Annotated in this window: 12 protein-coding genes; 5 read left to right on the forward strand and 7 right to left on the reverse strand. The window is 66.0% G+C overall.

Features of this window, described 5'->3' with window-relative positions:
- Positions 1-16 precede the first annotated feature (16 nt).
- From M2343_RS11990 to M2343_RS12000, 3 genes are all read right to left on the reverse strand, one after another.
- Positions 17-568: a DUF2062 domain-containing protein gene (locus tag M2343_RS11990; RefSeq protein ID WP_264576843.1), complete on the reverse strand. Its 552-nt coding sequence runs from the start codon at positions 566-568 to the stop codon at positions 17-19.
- A 123-nt stretch (positions 569-691) separates the two neighbouring features.
- Positions 692-3,193 (reverse strand): penicillin-binding protein 1A, encoded by a 2,502-nt coding sequence (locus M2343_RS11995; RefSeq protein ID WP_264576844.1) that lies wholly within the window; start codon positions 3,191-3,193, stop codon positions 692-694.
- Between the two features lie 71 nt (positions 3,194-3,264).
- Positions 3,265-4,170 (reverse strand): N-acetylmuramoyl-L-alanine amidase, encoded by a 906-nt coding sequence (locus M2343_RS12000; RefSeq protein ID WP_319799408.1) that lies wholly within the window; start codon positions 4,168-4,170, stop codon positions 3,265-3,267.
- 512 nt (positions 4,171-4,682) lie between these two features.
- On the opposite strand from M2343_RS12000, the gene M2343_RS12005 reads away from it, so the two are divergent.
- The 3 genes from M2343_RS12005 (at position 4,683) to M2343_RS12015 (ending at position 9,699) form a co-directional block, all read left to right on the forward strand.
- Positions 4,683-7,370: an Rne/Rng family ribonuclease gene (locus M2343_RS12005; protein WP_264576845.1), complete on the forward strand. Its 2,688-nt coding sequence runs from the start codon at positions 4,683-4,685 to the stop codon at positions 7,368-7,370.
- Between the two features lie 89 nt (positions 7,371-7,459).
- On the forward strand, positions 7,460-8,884 hold the full coding sequence (locus M2343_RS12010) for a M48 family metalloprotease (protein ID WP_264576846.1): 1,425 nt from the start codon (positions 7,460-7,462) through the stop codon (positions 8,882-8,884).
- A 92-nt stretch (positions 8,885-8,976) separates the two neighbouring features.
- Entirely contained in the window at positions 8,977-9,699 is a 723-nt protein-coding gene (locus M2343_RS12015; protein ID WP_413716050.1) for a DsbA family protein, read from the forward strand.
- Positions 9,700-9,840: 141 nt separating this feature from the next.
- Here the strand turns inward: M2343_RS12015 and M2343_RS12020 are convergent, their stop codons facing one another.
- The 3 genes from M2343_RS12020 to M2343_RS12030 form a co-directional block, all read right to left on the reverse strand.
- Entirely contained in the window at positions 9,841-10,023 is a 183-nt protein-coding gene (locus M2343_RS12020) for a DUF2892 domain-containing protein (RefSeq protein WP_264571478.1), read from the reverse strand.
- Positions 10,024-10,125: 102 nt separating this feature from the next.
- Positions 10,126-10,872 (reverse strand): glutaminyl-peptide cyclotransferase, encoded by a 747-nt coding sequence (locus tag M2343_RS12025; protein WP_181560849.1) that lies wholly within the window; start codon positions 10,870-10,872, stop codon positions 10,126-10,128.
- Positions 10,869-11,645 carry a YgfZ/GcvT domain-containing protein gene (locus M2343_RS12030; RefSeq protein WP_264576848.1) on the reverse strand — a complete coding sequence of 259 codons (777 nt, stop codon included), beginning with the start codon at positions 11,643-11,645 and terminating at the stop codon, positions 10,869-10,871. The genes M2343_RS12025 and M2343_RS12030 overlap by 4 nt, the downstream gene beginning before the upstream one ends.
- A gap of 49 nt (positions 11,646-11,694) precedes the next feature.
- On the opposite strand from M2343_RS12030, the gene M2343_RS12035 reads away from it, so the two are divergent.
- Positions 11,695-13,032: a dihydroorotase gene (locus tag M2343_RS12035; RefSeq protein WP_264576849.1), complete on the forward strand. Its 1,338-nt coding sequence runs from the start codon at positions 11,695-11,697 to the stop codon at positions 13,030-13,032.
- 29 nt (positions 13,033-13,061) lie between these two features.
- Positions 13,062-13,814 carry a monofunctional biosynthetic peptidoglycan transglycosylase gene (gene mtgA / locus M2343_RS12040; RefSeq protein WP_264576850.1) on the forward strand — a complete coding sequence of 251 codons (753 nt, stop codon included), beginning with the start codon at positions 13,062-13,064 and terminating at the stop codon, positions 13,812-13,814.
- A 100-nt stretch (positions 13,815-13,914) separates the two neighbouring features.
- Here the strand turns inward: mtgA and M2343_RS12045 are convergent, their stop codons facing one another.
- On the reverse strand, positions 13,915-17,238 hold the full coding sequence (locus M2343_RS12045; RefSeq protein WP_264576851.1) for a TonB-dependent receptor: 3,324 nt from the start codon (positions 17,236-17,238) through the stop codon (positions 13,915-13,917).
- Between the last annotated feature and the right edge of the window lie 171 nt (positions 17,239-17,409).

Below are 17,409 nucleotides of genomic sequence, written 5' to 3' on the forward strand. Positions count from 1 at the left end.
GGGCGGAAAGTTGCTCTCAGAGCAACGATTGATCGGGCGGATCGGATGCGGCGGAATCGCCCTGCCGCGCGCGGCTGCGCTGCCGCCAACGATGGGCCACCCAGCCGCGCCAGCCGAGGTGGACGAGGCAAAAGCCCAGGATCGATGCCACAATGGCGAACAGCAGAAGCCCCAGCGCGGTGGGCGCCGCAAAATCCAGCGCGCGCGCGCCGATCGAGCGAATCATCGTGTCGCCGCTTGCCGAGAGACGGTCGCCAAGTACGCCATGCCCCAGCTTGTACGCCGCGAAATAAATGGGCGGGAAGGTCAACGGATTGGTGACCAGCGTCGCGCACGCGGCGGTCAATATGTTGGCCCGTGCGGAAAATGCCAGCATGGCCGCAACTGGCGTCTGCCCGAAGGGAATCAGGAAGCCCGCGAACAGACCCAGCGCGACCCCGCGTGCTGTCGACCGCCGGTTGAAATGCCAGAGCAGCGGGTGCGCGATGCGGTGCGCGAACGGCTTCATCCACCGATTCGACAACAGGCTTTCGCGGGTCGGCAGGCGGCCGATCAACCAGCGCTTCAAGACGGGTCCTCCATGACAGGCGACCTGTCTAACCCATCAAGGCTGAGCATCGCGTGAACGCGGCGCACGAGGACGGGACAAGTAACGGGCCAGACAAGCGATATAGGTCGCCGGGCCCGCGGCTCAATAGATGCCGCCCTGCTCCCCGGCGAAATCGCGGCTCACATCGCGGCGGGCCGCGGCCGGCTTGTCCTCGCGCGCGCGCTCTTCCAGCTCATCGCGCCGCATGGAAATACGCGGCTCGGTTTCCGGCTTGAACGCCTCCCAGATGATCGCGGTGCGCGGATCGTCCGAGGGCCAGCCGCCATAGACGCGCTTGCCGCTGCGCCGGTCGACCCGCACCATGCGGACGCCTGCGGGCGCCACGAACGGCGTCTTGGGCATATCCTTGAGGATCGGCGCCATGGCGGACTTCCAGATCGGCGCCGCCAGCGTGCCGCCCTGGGCATAGCCGCCCATGTTACGGGGCTGGTCGAAGCCGACATAGACGCCCGCGACGATGTCCGGCGATCCGCCCACGAACCAGACGTTGGTCGGGCCGTTGGTGGTACCGGTCTTGCCGAACAACGGCCGATCGAGATCGCGCAGGCTCGTCGCGGTGCCGCGCTGGATCACGCCTTCAGTGATGTGCACCATCTGATAGGCGGTCATCGGGTTCATCGCCTGCCGTCCGCCATGGGCGAAGCGCGGCATTGCCTTGCCGTTCCAGTCATCGGCATTGCAGCCCTGGCACGGCTTCCAGTTGCGCGGCCAGATCACCTGGCCGTTCCGGTCCTGCACATAGTCCATCACCTTGGGGGTGAGCTGGCGGCCGTGATTGGCGAGCATCGCATAGGCATTGACCATCTTCTCGACGGTCGTCTCGCCGGCGCCGAGCGCGAAGGCGAGATAGGGCTGGTAATCGCCAATGCCCATCGCCTTGATGGTGCGGACGACGCGGTCCATGCCGGTCTGCGCGGCCGTGCGCACCGTCATCAGGTTGCGCGATTGCTCGATGCCCCAGCGCATCGTCTGCGCGCCACCGCCCCCGCCGGAGAAGTTGCGGAAGCACTTCTGCCCGAGATTGGCGCCCTGCCACACGCAGAAGGGGCCATCGACGATGATCGAGGCGGGCGTCATGCCATTGTCGAGCGCGGCGGCATAAACGAACGGCTTGATGGTCGAGCCGGGCTGCCGCATCGCCTGCGTCACCCGATTGTATGAAGACAGGCGCGCATCGAACCCGCCCTGCATGGCGAAGACCCGGCCGGTGTGGACGCCCTCGATCATGAAGCCGCCTGAGACGCCCGGAACGTTGCGCAGCGCATAGGCATTGCCTTCGGGCTTCACCGCGATGACATCGCCGGGCTTGAGCGAATCGAAGGTCGGCCGGCCATTGCGCCGGTCCGCGAGCAGGGCCGACGAGCGCGGCAATGTGCCGGTCTGGCCACCGGGCAGGCCGAGCGAGGCGCTGCTGCCGGACTTGTCCAGCACCACCGCGACGGTCCAGTCCGCATAATCAATGCCGAGATTGGACGCGGCGAGCTCGCTTTCCCAGCGATCCAGATTGTCGATCTTCGCGATCGGCCCGGACCAGCCCTTGCCCGAATCATAGCGCAGCAGGCCCTCGCGCAGGGCCCGCGCCGCCTGCTCCTGCATGAAAGGCGAGAGCGGCGAGCGCACCCACAGGCCGCCTGCATAGACGCTGTTGGGGCCATGCTCGGCAGCTTCGCCAAACTCGGCGATCAGGCGACGCCGGATTTCTTCGATATAATAGCCGCCCACAGCACTGTAGCCGCTGCCGCGCTGCCGCACCGCGCCGAGCGGCTGCGCCCGCGCTTCCTCATACTGGCCCTGCGTGATGAAGCGGTTGCGCAGCATCTCGCCCAGCACCCAGTTCCGCCGCTCGAGTGCGCGATCCATGTGCACTTCCGGGCGATAATTCGCCGGCCCTTTGGGCAGGATCGCGAGATACGCCGCCTCATGCAGCTTGAGATCGGCCACATCCTTGTCGAAATAGGCGCGCGCTGCGGCCTGCACGCCATAAGCGTTGCGGCCAAGGAATATCTGGTTGAGGTAAAGTTCGAGGATCTGCTGCTTGGTCAGCACGCTTTCCATGCGCCAGGCGAGGATCGCTTCCTTGAGCTTGCGCGTATAGCTTACCTCATTGCCGACCAGCAGGTTCTTGGCGACCTGCTGGGTGATCGTGGAGGTGCCACGCGGCGTCTGCCCGCTCATCAGGCCCTGGAATGCGGCGCGGGCAAGGCCGGGATAATCCAAGCCGTGATGACTGAAGAACGTCCGGTCTTCCGCAGCCAGATAGGCATTCACCAGCATCGGCGGGAAATCGGAATATTGCAGCTGGACGCGACGCTCGCGGGCGAAGCTGTAGACGGGCTGGCCATCGATATCGCGCACCACCGTCGGCAGCGGCGGCTGGTAATCGAGCAGCGTGCGCGCATCCGGCAGATCGCGCGCGAACAGCAGCCAGAAGAGGAAAATCGCGCCAATGAAGGCCAGCAGCGCATAAGCCAGCCAGCGCCAGCGCCGCCGCTTCATCATGTCGCGCAGGCGCGCGCGCACGGCGTCAAGACGCCCGCCCCGCTGCAACCGGAAGCTCGTCGCTTCGTTTGTCGCTTCTTCCATGCGCGCCACCTAGACCAATTCTGCCGCGTGAGGGAACCGATTTTGCGGCAGGGTGCGCGCAAATCTGGAATTCAGCGCTGCACCGATTGCCGCGCGAAATAGACCGAGACAGCGGCAGCAACGCCCTTGGCCAGCTGCAAGCGGCCATCGCGCGTCGCCATCCAGCCGGCCTCGGCATTGTTGCTCACATAGCCGGTTTCCAGCAGCACCGAAGGCGTATCGGCCGATTTTAGCACCACCAGCGAGGCCTGCCGGTGATAAGGCGTGCGGAAGCGGAAATGCGGCAGCCCCTCGCGATGCAGAATCTCGGCAAAGCGCGCCGAGGATTCCATCGTGTCCCGCCGCGTCAGATCGATCAGGATCGAGCTGACCGCCGTGCTGGCGCCCGAGAGGTCGACGCCATTGATGATATCCGTGCGGTTCTCGCGCGCCGCCAGCCGCGCCGCCTCACGGTCGGACGCGACATCGGACAGGGTGTAGACGGTGGCGCCGCGCGCCTCCCCGTCCTGCGCGGCGTCCGCGTGAATCGAAATGAACAGCCCGGCGCCCAGCTTGCTGGCGATGCTGTAGCGCTCCTGCAGGATGAGGAAGCGATCGTCCGACCGGGTCAGCGCAACGCGGATGCGGCCGGTCTTGAGCAGTTCATCCCGCACGGCCTGCGCGATGGCCAGCGTCAGATCCTTCTCGCGAATATCGAGGCTGGCATTGTAGGCGCCGGGATCGTGCCCGCCATGGCCGGCGTCGATCACCACCAGCGGGCGGCGCGGGTCTTTCGGCCCTTCGATCGTCGGCAGGGGCACGGCCGGCGCAGCATCCGGAATGCCCACGACAAGGCGCGGCCCCTTGGGCGGGCGGCTCATATGGTTTGTGAGGTCGCCAGCGCCGGACACAGGCGCCCAAGACACAGGCGCCAGCCCCTCGTCCGACGGCGCGGCAAGGCTCAGCACAAGAGCAGAAAATGCGGTCAACAGGGCCATGGAAGGCGACTTTTGCCGTCCATGCGGCGCCAGCGCCAGCCAAAAGTTAACCGGCCGGCAAGGCTCTTGCGTGCAGGGTGCCGCCGCGTTGGTAAGCAGCCTGGCTTGGTCTGGCAGCGCGGGGCCTTCTGCTTTTCCACGTTGCTCTGCGGAGCAAGCCCTGCTAGCGCTTCGTTCTCCCGGACAACCCGCTGTGCCCGACTGGCGCGCGGTGGGGATTTTTCCGGTTAATCATCGCCTTCTGGGCGATCCGACAGGTTGATGTTGCATGGGGCATGGCTTGATGAGCTTGGAGCGCGCGAAAGCGGGCCTTCAGCCGCGAGCACTGTTCAAGCCGGTATCCGCAGGACGCGGACATGCCCAGGCGACAGACACGCAATCCTTTTTTGAAAACCGGGGTTTTCAGCGCCGCTGCCGTGTCGACACGACACGCAAGAGCGCGCCCCCCTACATGACACCGGGTCGCCATCCCCGCTTGCGGCGCATGGCGATGACCGGCTGGAGAGACTTTAATGACAATGCGTATGCTGATCGATGCGCGCCACCGGGAAGAGACCCGGGTCGCGGTCGTAACGGGGAACCGGATCGAGGAGTTTGATTTCGAGAGCGCTGAACACAAGCAGCTCAAGGGCAATATCTATCTCGCCAAGGTTACCAGAGTCGAACCCTCGCTGCAGGCGGCGTTCGTCGATTACGGTGGCAATCGCCACGGTTTCCTCGCCTTTTCGGAAATCCACCCAGATTATTACCAGATCCCCCGCGAGGACCGTGAGGCGCTTCTGGCTGAAGAAGCCGCGCACGCCGCCGAAGAAGCCGCCCTGCGCGGCGATGTCGACGACGAGGATGATCATGGCGAGGATGGCGTAGAAGTCGTCGAGCGCCCCAATCTCGACGAAGACGAAGAGAGCGAAGGCGAAGCGCCGGCCCGCAAGCAGAACGGCAAGGGCAATGAGCAGGCCGCCGAGGAAGTGCGCCGCAAGCGCATGGCCCTGCGCCGTCGCTACAAGATTCAGGACGTCATCAAGCGCCGCCAGGTGCTGCTCGTCCAGATCGTGAAGGAAGAGCGCGGCAACAAGGGCGCGGCGCTGACCACCTATCTCAGCCTCGCCGGCCGCTATTGCGTGCTGATGCCCAACACCAGCCACGGCGGCGGCATCTCGCGCAAGATCAGCAATGGTGCGGATCGCAAGCGGTTGAAGTCCATCATCGCCGAGATGAAGCTGCCCAACACCATGGGCTGCATCGTGCGCACGGCGGGCCTCTCGCGCACCAAGACCGAGATCAAGCGCGACTTCGATTATCTCGCCCGCCTGTGGGACGAGATTCGCGAGAACACGCTCAGGGCCGCCGCGCCGGAGCTGATCCACAATGACAGCGATCTCATCAAGCGCGCCATCCGCGACATCTATCACCGCGATATCGAGGAAGTGATCGTCGAGGGCGATGAAGGCTATCGCCAGGCGAAGGACTTCATGAAGCTGCTGATGCCGAGCCATGCCCGGCGCGTGAAGCAATATGCCGATCCGGTCTCGCTGTTCCAGCGCTTCGGCGTCGAGGACCAGCTTGCCGCGATGTACAATCCGGTCGTGCAGTTGAAGTCCGGCGGCTATCTGGTCATCAACCCGACCGAGGCGCTGGTCTCCATCGACATCAACTCGGGCCGCTCGACGCGCGAGCACAGCATCGAGCAGACCGCCACGGCCACCAATCTGGAAGCTGCGCGCGAGATCGCCCGCCAGTTGCGCCTGCGCGACATGGCCGGCCTCGTCGTCATCGACTTCATCGACATGGAGCACAACTCCAACATCCGTAAGGTCGAGAAGGCGATGAAGGAGGCGCTCAAGGACGATCGCGCCCGCATTCAGGTCGGCCGCATTTCCGGCTTCGGCCTCATGGAAATGAGCCGCCAGCGCCTACGCACCGGCGTGCTGGAAGCCTCGACCCGGCCCTGCCCGCATTGCGAAGGCACAGGTCTCGTCCGCACGGCATCGTCGGCGGGCCTCTCGGCCCTGCGCATGCTCGAGGAAGAGGCAGCACGCGGCCGTGGCAGCCAGATCACCCTGCGCGCCAGCCAGGAAGCGGCCTTCTACGTGCTCAACAACAAGCGCCGCGAACTCGATGAAATCGAGAACCGCTATGGCGTGACCATCCTCATCCTGCCCGATGGCGAGATCGAGGGCGCCCGCATGTCGGTCGAGGCCAGTGGCCCGCGCCCGACCATGCAGGTCAGCTATGCGCCGGTCATCACCGAAGAGGTGGAGGACGAAGAGGACGAGATCGAGGACGTCGAGGAAGAGGAAGAGGTCGCTGAAGAGCGCCAGCCTCGCGCAGACGACGAAGGTGGCGAGGGACGCAAGCGCAAGCGTCGCCGTCGCGGCCGTCGTGGCCGGCGTGACCGGGACGACCAGTCGCTGCAGGACAGCGATGGTGCGGCGTCCGACGAGGATGACGACGCGCAGGCCGATGCCGATGAGCGCGATGACGAGCAGGCCGAAGCCGGCCCGTCCGAATCGAGCGAGGCCGAAGGGTCTGACGAGGCACCGCGTCGCGGCCGCCGTGGTCGCCGTGGCGGTCGTCGCCGGCGGGGCGGACAGAGCGACGGTGCAGACAATGGTGCCGAAGCCAGCGAAGGCGCGACGGACGACGCAGCAGACGCCGCGCCGGTCGCATCGGCGGACGCTGCCGAGGCAGTGCAGGAGACGGTCGAGCCCGCATCGCCCGAGCCTGCTGCCGACGCGGAAGAAGCGCCTGCGCCCAAGCGCCGCCGCCGCACCCGCAAGGCTGCCGAAGCCGCGGATGAAGCCGTGACGGTCGAAGTCTCGCCGGAACTGGCCGAAACCCCGACCGTCGAAGCGCCTGCTGCTGAAGCACCGACTGAGGCCGCCGAAGAGGCACCGGCACCCAAGCGCCGCACGCGTCGCAAGACGACCAAGGCTGCGGAAGCGCCCGCCGCGACCGAGGGTGAGGCCCAGCCGGCAGCCGAGGCAAGCACGGAGGCGGCGGAAGAGGCGCCCAAGCCCGCCGCCAAGCCCCGCGCGCGTCGCAAGCCGAAGACCGTCGAGGCCGCTACCGAGGCCCGCGAGACGCTGGTCGCGGATGCCGCCGACACGGCAACGGACGCTGATGCGTCGGCGCAAGCCGATGGCGACAGCGGCGAAACGCCCCGTCGCGGCTGGTGGCAGCGCACGTTCGGCGCGTGAAGCACACCGCCCTGCGGTCTGAGAACCGGCATGATGGATCGCCCGATCCGTCATGCCGGGTTCAGGCTCGCCGGGCTAAGGGGCCGGTCATGGATCGGCCGCTCTCCCCTCCCCGGCAGCTTGCCGGCCAACTCAAACCCCATCATGCCCGTGAGGCGGCTGTCGCGCCCTGGCTGATCGGCCGACTTCTCGCCGTTCTTGCGCTGCTGAGCCTGCTCGCCGCGCAGCCCGCGTTGGCCCAGTCCGTCCTGCGCGATGCCGAAACCGAAGCGCTGATGCGCGATGCCTCCGTCCCGATCATCCGGGCCGCCGGGCTCGATGAGCGCAATGTGCAGATGCTGGTGATCAACGATCCCAGCCTCAACGCCTTCGTCGCGGGCGGGCAGATCGTCTGGTTCCACAGCGGCCTGATCGCGGAAGCCGATGACCTCAATCAGGTGCAGGGCGTGATGGCCCACGAGCTCGGCCATATCGAGGGCGGCCATATCGTGCGCTTTGCCGATGGCGCGCGGGAAGCCACCGGCATCCAGCTCGTCTCGCTGCTGCTCGGTGCGGCGGCGATGGCAGCCGGCGGGGGCGAGGCCGGCATGGGCATCATGGCGGCAGGTCAACAGGCCGCCATGGGCCGCTTCCTCACCTTCACGCGCACGCAGGAATCGAGCGCGGACGCCGCCGGCGCGCGCTATCTCAAGGCGGCCGGCATCAGCGGCAAGGGCAGCATCGCCTTCTTCCAGAAGCTGCAGAATCTCGAATATCGGCTGTATGTGCCGCAGGACACCTATGTCCGCACCCACCCGCTCTCGCGCGACCGCATCTCAGCCCTGACGGCGCTGTATGAGAATGATCCGGCCTGGAACAAGCCAACCGACCCGGCCTTGGAAGCGCGCTTCCAGCGTGTGCGCGCCAAGCTGATCGGCTTCGTCAGTGAGCCGGAAAAGACCCTCAAGCTCTATCCGCCCTCGGACCAGAGCCTGCCCGCCCATTATGCGCGGGCCTATGCCTATCATAAGAGCGCCTTTACCGAGAAAGCGCTGGCGGAAGTCGATACCCTGCTCAAGGCCGCGCCGCATGACCCGTATTTTCTGGAGCTGCAGGGCCAGGTCATGCTCGAATCCGGCAAGCCCGCCGATGCCATCCCGCCGCTGCGCGAGGCCGTGCAGCGCACCAATGGCGAGCCGCTGATCGCCGCGATGCTCGGCCATGCCCTCGTCGCGACCGAGGATGACAGCCATCTCGATGAGGCCGAGCGCGTGCTGCGCAACACGGTCGCGCGGGATCGGCAGAATCCGTTCGCCTGGTATTCGCTCGGCGTCGTCTATCAGCGCAAGGGCGACACCGCCCGCGCCGCGCTCGCCACGGCCGAGCGCTACTCGATGGAAGGGCAGGACGCACTCGCCCTGCGCCATGCCGATGTGGCACTAGCCGGCATCCAGCCCAACTCACCCGATTATCTGCGGGCGCAGGACATTGCGATGGCCAGCCGCGCCGCCATGGAAAGGACACGAAAGAAATGACGAACAAGGCAGGCGCGGGCGCGCTGTTCCGCGCAGCCGGGGTGATCGTGTCCGCGCTGGGCACCCGCACCGGCGAGCGCAAGCGCGGGCGGATGGTGATGCCGGCTTTGGCCGTTGCGCTGCTCGCCGGCGGCGCCGCGGTGACCTATGCTGCGACCAATCAAAGCCCGGCCCTGCCGACGGCGGACCGCGCCGCCATCGAATCGGTGGTGCGCGACTATATCCTCGAGCATCCCGAGATCATCCCGCAGGCGATGGAACGGCTGAAGGCCAAGCAGGCCGCCGGCACCGTCGATCAGAACCGGTCCGCGCTGGAAACCCCCTATCCGGGCGCATGGGAAGGCGCGGCCCAGCCCAAGGTCACCCTCGTCGCCTTCATGGATTATGCCTGCGGCTATTGCCGCGCCGCGCTGCCGCATATCGAGGAACTGGTGAAGGCCAATCCCGATCTGCGCGTGGTCTATCGCGAACTGCCGATCATTGCCGATGGCAGTGCCAATGCGGCGAAGGTCAGCCTGCTGGCCGCCAGCGAGAACAAGTTCATGGCCTTCCACAAGGCGATGTACGCGGCCGGCGGCGTCTCCTCGGACGCCATCCTCAAGGCCGCGCGCACGGCGGGGCTGGATGCCGACAAGGCGAAGGCCGCCATTGCGGCGAAGGGCGGCGATGATGAGTTCATGAGCAACATCCGCCTCGCCCAGGCCCTCGGCGCCGAGGGCACGCCTTTGTTCGTCGTGGGCGATCAGGTGTTCAACGGCCTTGTCGGCACCGAGACGCTACAGGCGGCCGTGGACAAGGCGCGCACCAAGGGCTGATTGACCAGAGACGGCTTGGGTCGGCGCCGTTCAGGACTCCAAGCCGGACGTTGGAGGCCCCCTCCGCTGCCAAGAGGGGGCCTCCCTTTGCACTGGCCTCCAATGCCCGGACGGTGGGACGAGAGGCGCGCAAAGTGACGGTCAGGACTTGGTCCTGATTCCGATCAGTGCGTAGAGTGGGCAGAAGCTGACGAACGCGGTGAGCAGCGGCACCAGACCGATCCAACCCCACGGCGTTCGCGGGCCGACAAAGACGAGCGCGATCAGCCCGAGGCCAATCAGAATCCGGATAATCCGGTCCAGTCGTCCGATGTTCGCAGCCATGGCCACAGCCCTCTCACCATTTCATCTGATGGTGATGCTAGGCGGGTGGCGGGCGCCTGACCTTGATGAAGATCAAACAGGCGCGATCTCAGTCCTGCAGGCTCAGTCCTGCAGGCGCAGCGCGTAGATTTTGGGCCAGTTCTTGCCGGTGACGTAGAGAAGCTGCGCCTTGGCATCCCACGCGATGCCGTTCAGCACGCCCTCGCCGCTCGCGCTCATATTCTTCGCCACCAGCGGCTGCAGGTTGATCCAGTCGTCGATCTTGCCGGTGGCCGGATCGATGCGGGCAATGAGCGGCGAGAACCAGATGTTGGCATAGAGAACGTCGCCGACCTGCTCCAGCTCGTTGAGAAAGCGCACGGGCTCGCCTTCCCATGTGACGGTGACGCGGCGCTGCTCCTTGTAGCTCTCGGGATCGAGAAAGCGCAGGTCCGGCGTGCCATCGCTCATGATCAGCGCGTGGCCATCATGAGTGAGGCCCCAGCCCTCGCCGGTGTAGCGGAACGAGCCGATCGGCTTCAAATCCTTGCGGTTCCAGACGAAGCCGGTCTCGTCCTTCCAGGTGATGCTCACGATCCGGTCGCCCCAGATCGTGCTGCCCTCGCCGAAGACATCGGCGCGCATGGGCCGCCGCTGCAGGATCTTGCCGTCGCTCAGCCGCATGATCCGCACATCCGACTCGCCGACCTGGCCGGTGGTTTCGTAGATCAGCTCGCCATGGATGGTGAGGCCCTGGGTGAAGGCTTTGGTATCATGCGGCAGTTCGCGCACGATCTCCCATTTGATCTCCGCCTGCGCTGGCCCCGCGCTGAAGACGAGGACGAGGAGCGTGAAAAGCACCCGCTTCATTCAGCGTCTTCCGCGAGCGCATCGGCCTGCCAGTCCGGCAGCGCGAGGCCCTCAAGCGAATCGACCGGGCGATGATCCACCGCGAGCCCCAAAGCCGGATAGGCAATGCGCAGCCGGGCCGGGTCGGACCGGTCCAGCGGCACCACCACGAGCCGCCGGTTCACCTTGTTGCGATAGTGCATCCGCGCGGTATTCTCCTGCCCGACATAGCAGCCCTTGCCATAATCCACGCCGTGCAGCTCTTCCGCGTTGCACTCCAGCCAGAGCGTCTTGTCCTCGCCCAGCTCCGCCACGCCCTCCGGCACGCCGTGGGCCAGCCGATGCGCGCGATACATGTCCGAAGCGTCGCCCTCCTGCGCTGCGGCCAGCCACCGCCAGCCCAGTGCCGCGAGCCGGGGGTCGGCGGATGCCCCCTCGACCGGATCGGCAGACCAGTGGGCAGCAAGCCCCTCCTCGATGCCGATGGTGACGGGGCGGCGCAGCCGATAGAGCGTCAGCCTGCGGGTCAGCGCCTCGGCCCGCGAGGCCTCGCAATCGATGAGCACATCCTCGCCGCCCGCCGGATCGGCCCAGAGGAGCATATCGTAGAGCGCCTTGCCCTGCGGCGTGAGCAGTCCGGCATAACGCGGCGCGCCCGGCTGCAGGCTCAGCACGTCCTGCGTGAGCAGGCCTTGCAGGAACGGCCGCGCCTCCGCCCCGCCGACACGAAGAATGGCCCGATCGCGCAGCGTGGTGGCGAGGGGCGGCGTGGCAAGGGGGGTGGTGGCGGGCATGCGCTTTAGGTAGGGGGAGAGGAGCACCAAGCCAAGAGAGGTTCGCGCGATGGTCCAGACATTCGACCTGCTGCTGAAGGGCGGCACCGTCCACCTCCCGAGCGGCCCCGCACGCGTGGACGTGGGCGTCAATGCCGGCAGGATCGCGGCAATCGGCACCAGCCTTGGCGATGCGGGCGAAACGATCGACTGCGCCGGCCTCGATGTGCTGCCGGGCGTGATCGACAGCCAGGTCCATTTCCGCGAACCCGGGCTGGAGCATAAGGAAGATCTCGAATCGGGCAGCCGGGCCGCGGTGCTGGGCGGCGTCACCGCCGTGTTCGAGATGCCGAACACCAATCCGAATACGGACACTGCCGAGCGCGTGGCCGACAAGCTCAAGCGCGCCCATCACCGCATGTGGTGCGACCATGCCTTTTATGTCGGCGCGACCGGCGACAATGCCGAGCAGCTCGGCGAGCTGGAGCGCATCCCCGGCACGGCGGGCGTCAAGATCTTCATGGGCGCTTCCACCGGCAGCCTGCTCGTCGCCGAGGACGAGGCCCTCGCCCGCGTGCTCGCCCATGGCCGCCGCCGCGTCGCCGTGCATTGCGAGGACGAGGCGCGGATGAATGCGCGCCAGGATGAGCGGATCGAGGGCGATCCGGCCAGCCACCCGGTCTGGCGCGACGATGAAAGCGCGATGATGGCCACCCGCCGCATCGTGAAGCTGGCGCGCGAAGCCGGGCGCCGCATCCATGTGCTGCATGTCACCACGCCGGCCGAACTGGAGTTTCTGAGCCAGCACAAGGATGTCGCGACCTGCGAGGTGACGCCCCAGCACCTCACGCTGGCGGGCGAGGACGCCTATCCGCGCCTCGGCACCTATGCGCAGATGAACCCGCCGATCCGCAGCGCCGCGCACCGTGACGGACTGTGGCACTGGGTCGGCCAGGGCGTGCCCGACGTGCTCGGCTCCGACCATGCGCCGCACACCAAGGAAGAGAAGACCAAGACCTACCCCGCCAGCCCGAGCGGCATGCCCGGCGTGCAGACTTTGGTGCCGCTGCTGCTCGATCACGTGGCGAACGGCCGCCTCACGCTCCAGCGCTTTATCGATCTGACCAGCGCAGGGCCGCAGCGCATCTTTGGCCTGGTCGGCAAGGGCCGCATCGCGACCGGCTATGATGCCGACTTCACCGTCGTCGACCTCAAGGCGCGCTGGACGATGGGCGCGGACTGGATGGCCTCGCGCTGCGGCTGGTCGCCGTTTGAGGGCATGAGCGTGACCGGCCGTCCGATCGGCACCATCGTGCGCGGCCATCGGGTGATGTGGGACAACCAGCTCGCCAATGAGGCGGTAGGCGAACCGGTGCGCTTCGAGGCGACCGAGTTCCCCGGCCACTGAGGCAAAGGCAAAAGGGGGAAGGCGGGGCGATGGCGACAACGCGCAGCACCACGAGACACAAGGCGCCCCGGCGCAAGGGCCTGCGCTTTCCCGGCAACCCTACGAGCCTGCCGGGCAGGCTGTTCCGCTGGCTGCTGATGCTCATCCTCGGCTTCATCGGCATCTCGTTGCTGCAGGTGCTGGTCTATAAAGTCGTGCCGGTGCCGGTGACGATCACCATGCTGATGGACAAGAACGGCATCACCAAGGACTGGACGCCGCTCTCGGACATCGATCCGGACATGCCGCGTGCCGCCATCGCCGGCGAGGATGCCAAATTCTGCCAGCATCACGGCTTCGACACCGATGCCATCCGGCAGGCGATGGAACAGAACGCCCGCGGCGGGCGCATTCGCGGCGGCTCCACGATCAGCCAGCAGACGGCCAAGAATGTCTTTCTCTGGCAGGGCGGCGGCTTCTTCCGCAAGGGGCTGGAAGCCTGGTACACGGTGCTGATCGAGGCGATCTGGGGCAAGCGCCGGATCATGGAAGTCTATCTCAACGTCGCCGAGACGGGCATCGGCACCTATGGCGTGCAGGCCGGCGCAATCCGCTACTTCAACCATGGCGCGGACAAGATGAGCCGCACCGAGGCCGCCCGCATCGCGGCGGTCCTCCCCCTGCCCAAAAAGCGCGGCGCCATCGCCCCCACCGGCTTCACCCGCCGCCACGGCAACAACATCGCCCGCTGGATCGGCCATGTGAAAGCCGACGGACTGGATGCCTGCCTGGATCTGAACTGAGCGGGCAGACGCAGTTCCCGCACAAAGAGCAAATAAGCAGCCCAACAAAAAGGGCGGAGGCATCGCTGCCCCCGCCCTTCCGGTTTCTATTCGCGGCAGATCAGAAGCTGAAGCGCGCGCCGAGGCGGATCGCGTAAAGCGAGGAGCCGTTGGTCGTCACCAGTTCGTCCGCCAGCACCGTGTCGCTGCTCGGCTGCTCATATTTGTACTGAGCACAGCTGTTGGCGCCCACTGCCACGCAGCTCACCTTCGCAACGGTCTTGCGGAAGGGGAAGCTCGACCGAAGCTGCTGGCCCCATTTGTGGTTGAGCAGGTTCGTGAAGTTCTCGATGTCCGCAAACAGCGCGAAGCGCGTGCCCAGTGGCAGCGGCAGTTCCTGCTCCACATGAAGGTCGATGCGCGTGAACGCCTTCGAGCGGAAGGCATTGCGCGGCGCAACCTGCCCGCGATAGCCTGCCAGCCCAGAGGACTGGATGATGCTGTCGATCCGCGTCGCCGTCGCCGCGCTATCATAAATGACCTTCGGGTCGTTCACGCCGGTCGGCACGTAGAACAGATAGCGCTGTGCACTGCCGGCCGTGCCGAACACACCCGAGCGCCCCCCCGAGAGATCCTGCATCGTGTAGCTGTACCGGGCACCGGCACGGGTCGAGCCGAACAGGTCGATGCGCGTCTTGTAATCCCCGAAGAACGCGCGCTCGAACGACGCATTGTAGCGGAAGGCCCAAGTCACTTCGTCGTTCGAATGGCCAGGCCCGCTCAGATTGGCGTCATAAGCCGCGGTGTTGCCGTAGATCGAGCTTGCCTGAGATGACGTGAGCGAGGTGTCGTCACGCACGTCCTGCCGGGTATAGGCACCGCCGAGCGTCAGGCCCCAGTCCCAGCTCTTCTCGGCGCGCAGGACGCCGATCCAGCCGCGACCATAATCGGTGTTGGTCAGGAGCAGGTCCTGGCCGGTGTCGTTCGCGTTGCCGATCTTGCTGGTGTAGCGCTGACGGCCGTCCGGCGTGAGCGACCCTGCAACGGGGATCGACCGCAGATCGATGACCTTCACCTGCGAACGCACTTTCGAATACAGCACATCGGCGCCGAAGCGCCAGCCGTCGCCGAGCGGACCCAGATCGGCCTCATAGTCCGCCGACAAGGTCGCGCGGAATTGGTTGGGCGCCTTGAAGTTCGGATCGATCGCATTGATCGACGTGGTCGCGTTCGGGTTCGCAGACAGACCGTTGGCTGCGGCGACCACCGCAGTGTTGGCAGCAGCGGGAATGTTTGTGAACGACGGGTTGTTGAGGATGGAGGACGCGTTTGCGCTGTTGGCGCCGCTCGCGGAACCGTTAAGCTGGTAAATGCCGCCGTCCGTCTGGCGCGCCGTGATCGACGTGTTGATCACCCCGGTGTTGGAGAAAGAGTTGCCGATATAAACGTCCGGCGATCCGCCACCAAAGATGCCGCCACCACCGCGAATGGTGAGGCGCGGCGTTGCCTTGTAGGTGAAGCCAAGGCGGGGCTGCAGCAGGTCGATGCCACTGATGTTGCTGTTATTCGAGAAGCCGTAGCGCGGGTAGAAGTTGGGGTTTACCGCCGCAGTGCTCTTCATCCCGAACACATCCCAGCGCAGACCGACGCCGACCGAGAGCGTCTCATTCACGCGCCAATCGTCCTGCAGACCGAAGGTGTACACATTGTAGGAGAAGCTGGCGGCGGCATCCGCGGGGTTAAGCGAAGCCGCGTTGTTGTAGCTGAAGCTCTGCGCCGTGCCGGCCTGGAAGTCGGCGATCGAGTCGAAATAATAGGTGCCCGCCGACGGATTGACGAACATGTTGAAGGACTTGGTGTGATTCCATTCCGCAAGAGCGCGGAGGTTGTGGTCGCCAGCCTTCAGCTTGGCGGAAACGGACCCGCCCCAGCTCTTGATGTTCAGCACATTCGACTGGCTCGGGCCGCCGGCACCCAGGACGAACTGCGGCGTCCCAGTGGGGCACACGATGCTGGCCGCGGTCGTGGTAGCGCCATTCGTCGTGCGATCCGAGGTTGGCGCCGCGCAGACGGACATCTGGGCGCTGCGGCCCATCAGCGGGAACTGGCCGCTGTCATAGGTCTTGTAGAGAGCGCGGGTCTCGGTGGAGAAGCTATCCGACCAGTCGGCATTCCAGGCCAGAATACCGGCCTTCAGTTCGTTCGGCTTGCGATACGCGTTGGATTCAAGGCCCAGATCGCGGGTGCCGGTGGTCGTGCTGACGTTCAACTCATCCTTGGTATAAAGACCGGTCAGCGAGACGCGCTGCGTTTCGGAAAGGTTAGCGTCCAGCTTGCCGACGATCCGGTCGTCCTTGTCGCCATCCGTGCGGAGCAGGCCGCCGGCGTCGTAGTTGTAGCGGCTCTGGGCGATGCCCACGATCTGCTGCAGGGCAGCGTTCGTCGCGCCGATGACCGGCGCGCCAGCATTGTCTTCCTGCGTACCGAAGGCCACCGGACGGGCAGCGCGCACGCGCTCGGCGGAGACCATGAAGAACAGCTTGTCCTTGATGATCGGACCCGAGAGGGTTGCACCGAAGTCCTTGCTGGTGAAATCGGGCTGCGTGACGCGTCCGGCGGTGTTGAGGATATAGGGCTTGGTGCGCTTCCCGGTCAGCTCGTCCGAGCTGAAGGTGAAGAAGGCCGTCCCGTGGAATTCGTTGGTGCCCGACTTGAGGATGGCGTTCGAAACGCCGCCCTGGAAGAAGCCTTCGCGGATATCATACGGCGCAACCTTGGTTTCGAACTGCCCGATGGAATCGAGCGGAACCGGGCCACGACGTGACGGCAGCGCATCCGGGTTGAGGCCGAAGCTGTCGGTGACCGGAACGCCGTCCACGGTGAAGCGGTTGAAGCGGGGATTCTGGCCCGCGAACGAAACCTGGCGGCCCGTCGTCTGGCTGGTGTCGAGCGTCGCAAACGGATCGCGCGCGGCAATGTCGCGGATATCGCGATTGACCGAAGCGATCTTGCCGATCTGCTCAGCGGTCATGACCATGGCGGGGCCCTGTGACACGTTGCCCGCGCCGCGGATGGCCGATGCGGTCACGACGATGGCGTCGCCCGAGGCCATCTCGATCGGCAGCGTGAAGGACTGGCCAACGACCGTGTACACGTCCGTCACGCGGACATCTTCGAAGCCCGATGCGGCGACCTCAACCGTGTAAGGCCCACCAATCCGCAGGCCGCTGGTCGAGAAGCTGCCGTCGGCGCCCGTCGTCGTGCGCGAGACGGTGCCCGAGGGGACGTGCGTCACGGTGACGGCGGCGCCGGCGACCGGCGCGCCTTCTGCCGTGACAGTGCCGCGCACGGACGAGGTGGTTTCCTGCGCATGGGCAGGGCTGAGCGCCACGCAGGTGGCGATGCTCGCGGCCGAGGCAGCGAGGAAGAAGCGGAAGTTGCGCATCGAAGATCCCCTTTAGATCATCACGAAAACTGGTCTTGAGCCGTCCTGATCACGGCTGCCTTCACCCCTCTGGGCTCGGACACATCCTCTCGCCTGGTCTGCGATCCTTATGTCATCGCCCGTGTCTGTCGGACGTGACTCAATTATGACGATGGCGGGTTCATACTGGCG

It is taken from the genome of Sphingobium sp. B8D3B (assembly GCF_025961875.1).
In the GTDB taxonomy this organism is placed as follows: domain Bacteria; phylum Pseudomonadota; class Alphaproteobacteria; order Sphingomonadales; family Sphingomonadaceae; genus Sphingobium.

What these genes read in the sequence shown, in the direction of transcription:
- M2343_RS11995 (WP_264576844.1), bottom strand. Translation starts at nt 3,193, where the DNA reads ATGGAAGAAGCGACAAACGAAGCGACGAGCTTCCGGTTGCAGCGGGGC.
- M2343_RS12000 (WP_319799408.1), bottom strand. Translation starts at nt 4,170, where the DNA reads ATGGCCCTGTTGACCGCATTTTCTGCTCTTGTGCTGAGCCTTGCCGCG.
- M2343_RS12005 (WP_264576845.1), top strand. Translation starts at nt 4,683, where the DNA reads ATGACAATGCGTATGCTGATCGATGCGCGCCACCGGGAAGAGACCCGG.
- M2343_RS12010 (WP_264576846.1), top strand. Translation starts at nt 7,460, where the DNA reads ATGGATCGGCCGCTCTCCCCTCCCCGGCAGCTTGCCGGCCAACTCAAA.
- M2343_RS12015 (WP_413716050.1), top strand. Translation starts at nt 8,977, where the DNA reads ATGGTGATGCCGGCTTTGGCCGTTGCGCTGCTCGCCGGCGGCGCCGCG.
- M2343_RS12020 (WP_264571478.1), bottom strand. Translation starts at nt 10,023, where the DNA reads ATGGCTGCGAACATCGGACGACTGGACCGGATTATCCGGATTCTGATT.
- M2343_RS12025 (WP_181560849.1), bottom strand. Translation starts at nt 10,872, where the DNA reads ATGAAGCGGGTGCTTTTCACGCTCCTCGTCCTCGTCTTCAGCGCGGGG.
- M2343_RS12030 (WP_264576848.1), bottom strand. Translation starts at nt 11,645, where the DNA reads ATGCCCGCCACCACCCCCCTTGCCACGCCGCCCCTCGCCACCACGCTG.
- M2343_RS12035 (WP_264576849.1), top strand. Translation starts at nt 11,695, where the DNA reads ATGGTCCAGACATTCGACCTGCTGCTGAAGGGCGGCACCGTCCACCTC.
- mtgA (WP_264576850.1), top strand. Translation starts at nt 13,062, where the DNA reads ATGGCGACAACGCGCAGCACCACGAGACACAAGGCGCCCCGGCGCAAG.
- M2343_RS12045 (WP_264576851.1), bottom strand. Translation starts at nt 17,238, where the DNA reads ATGCGCAACTTCCGCTTCTTCCTCGCTGCCTCGGCCGCGAGCATCGCC.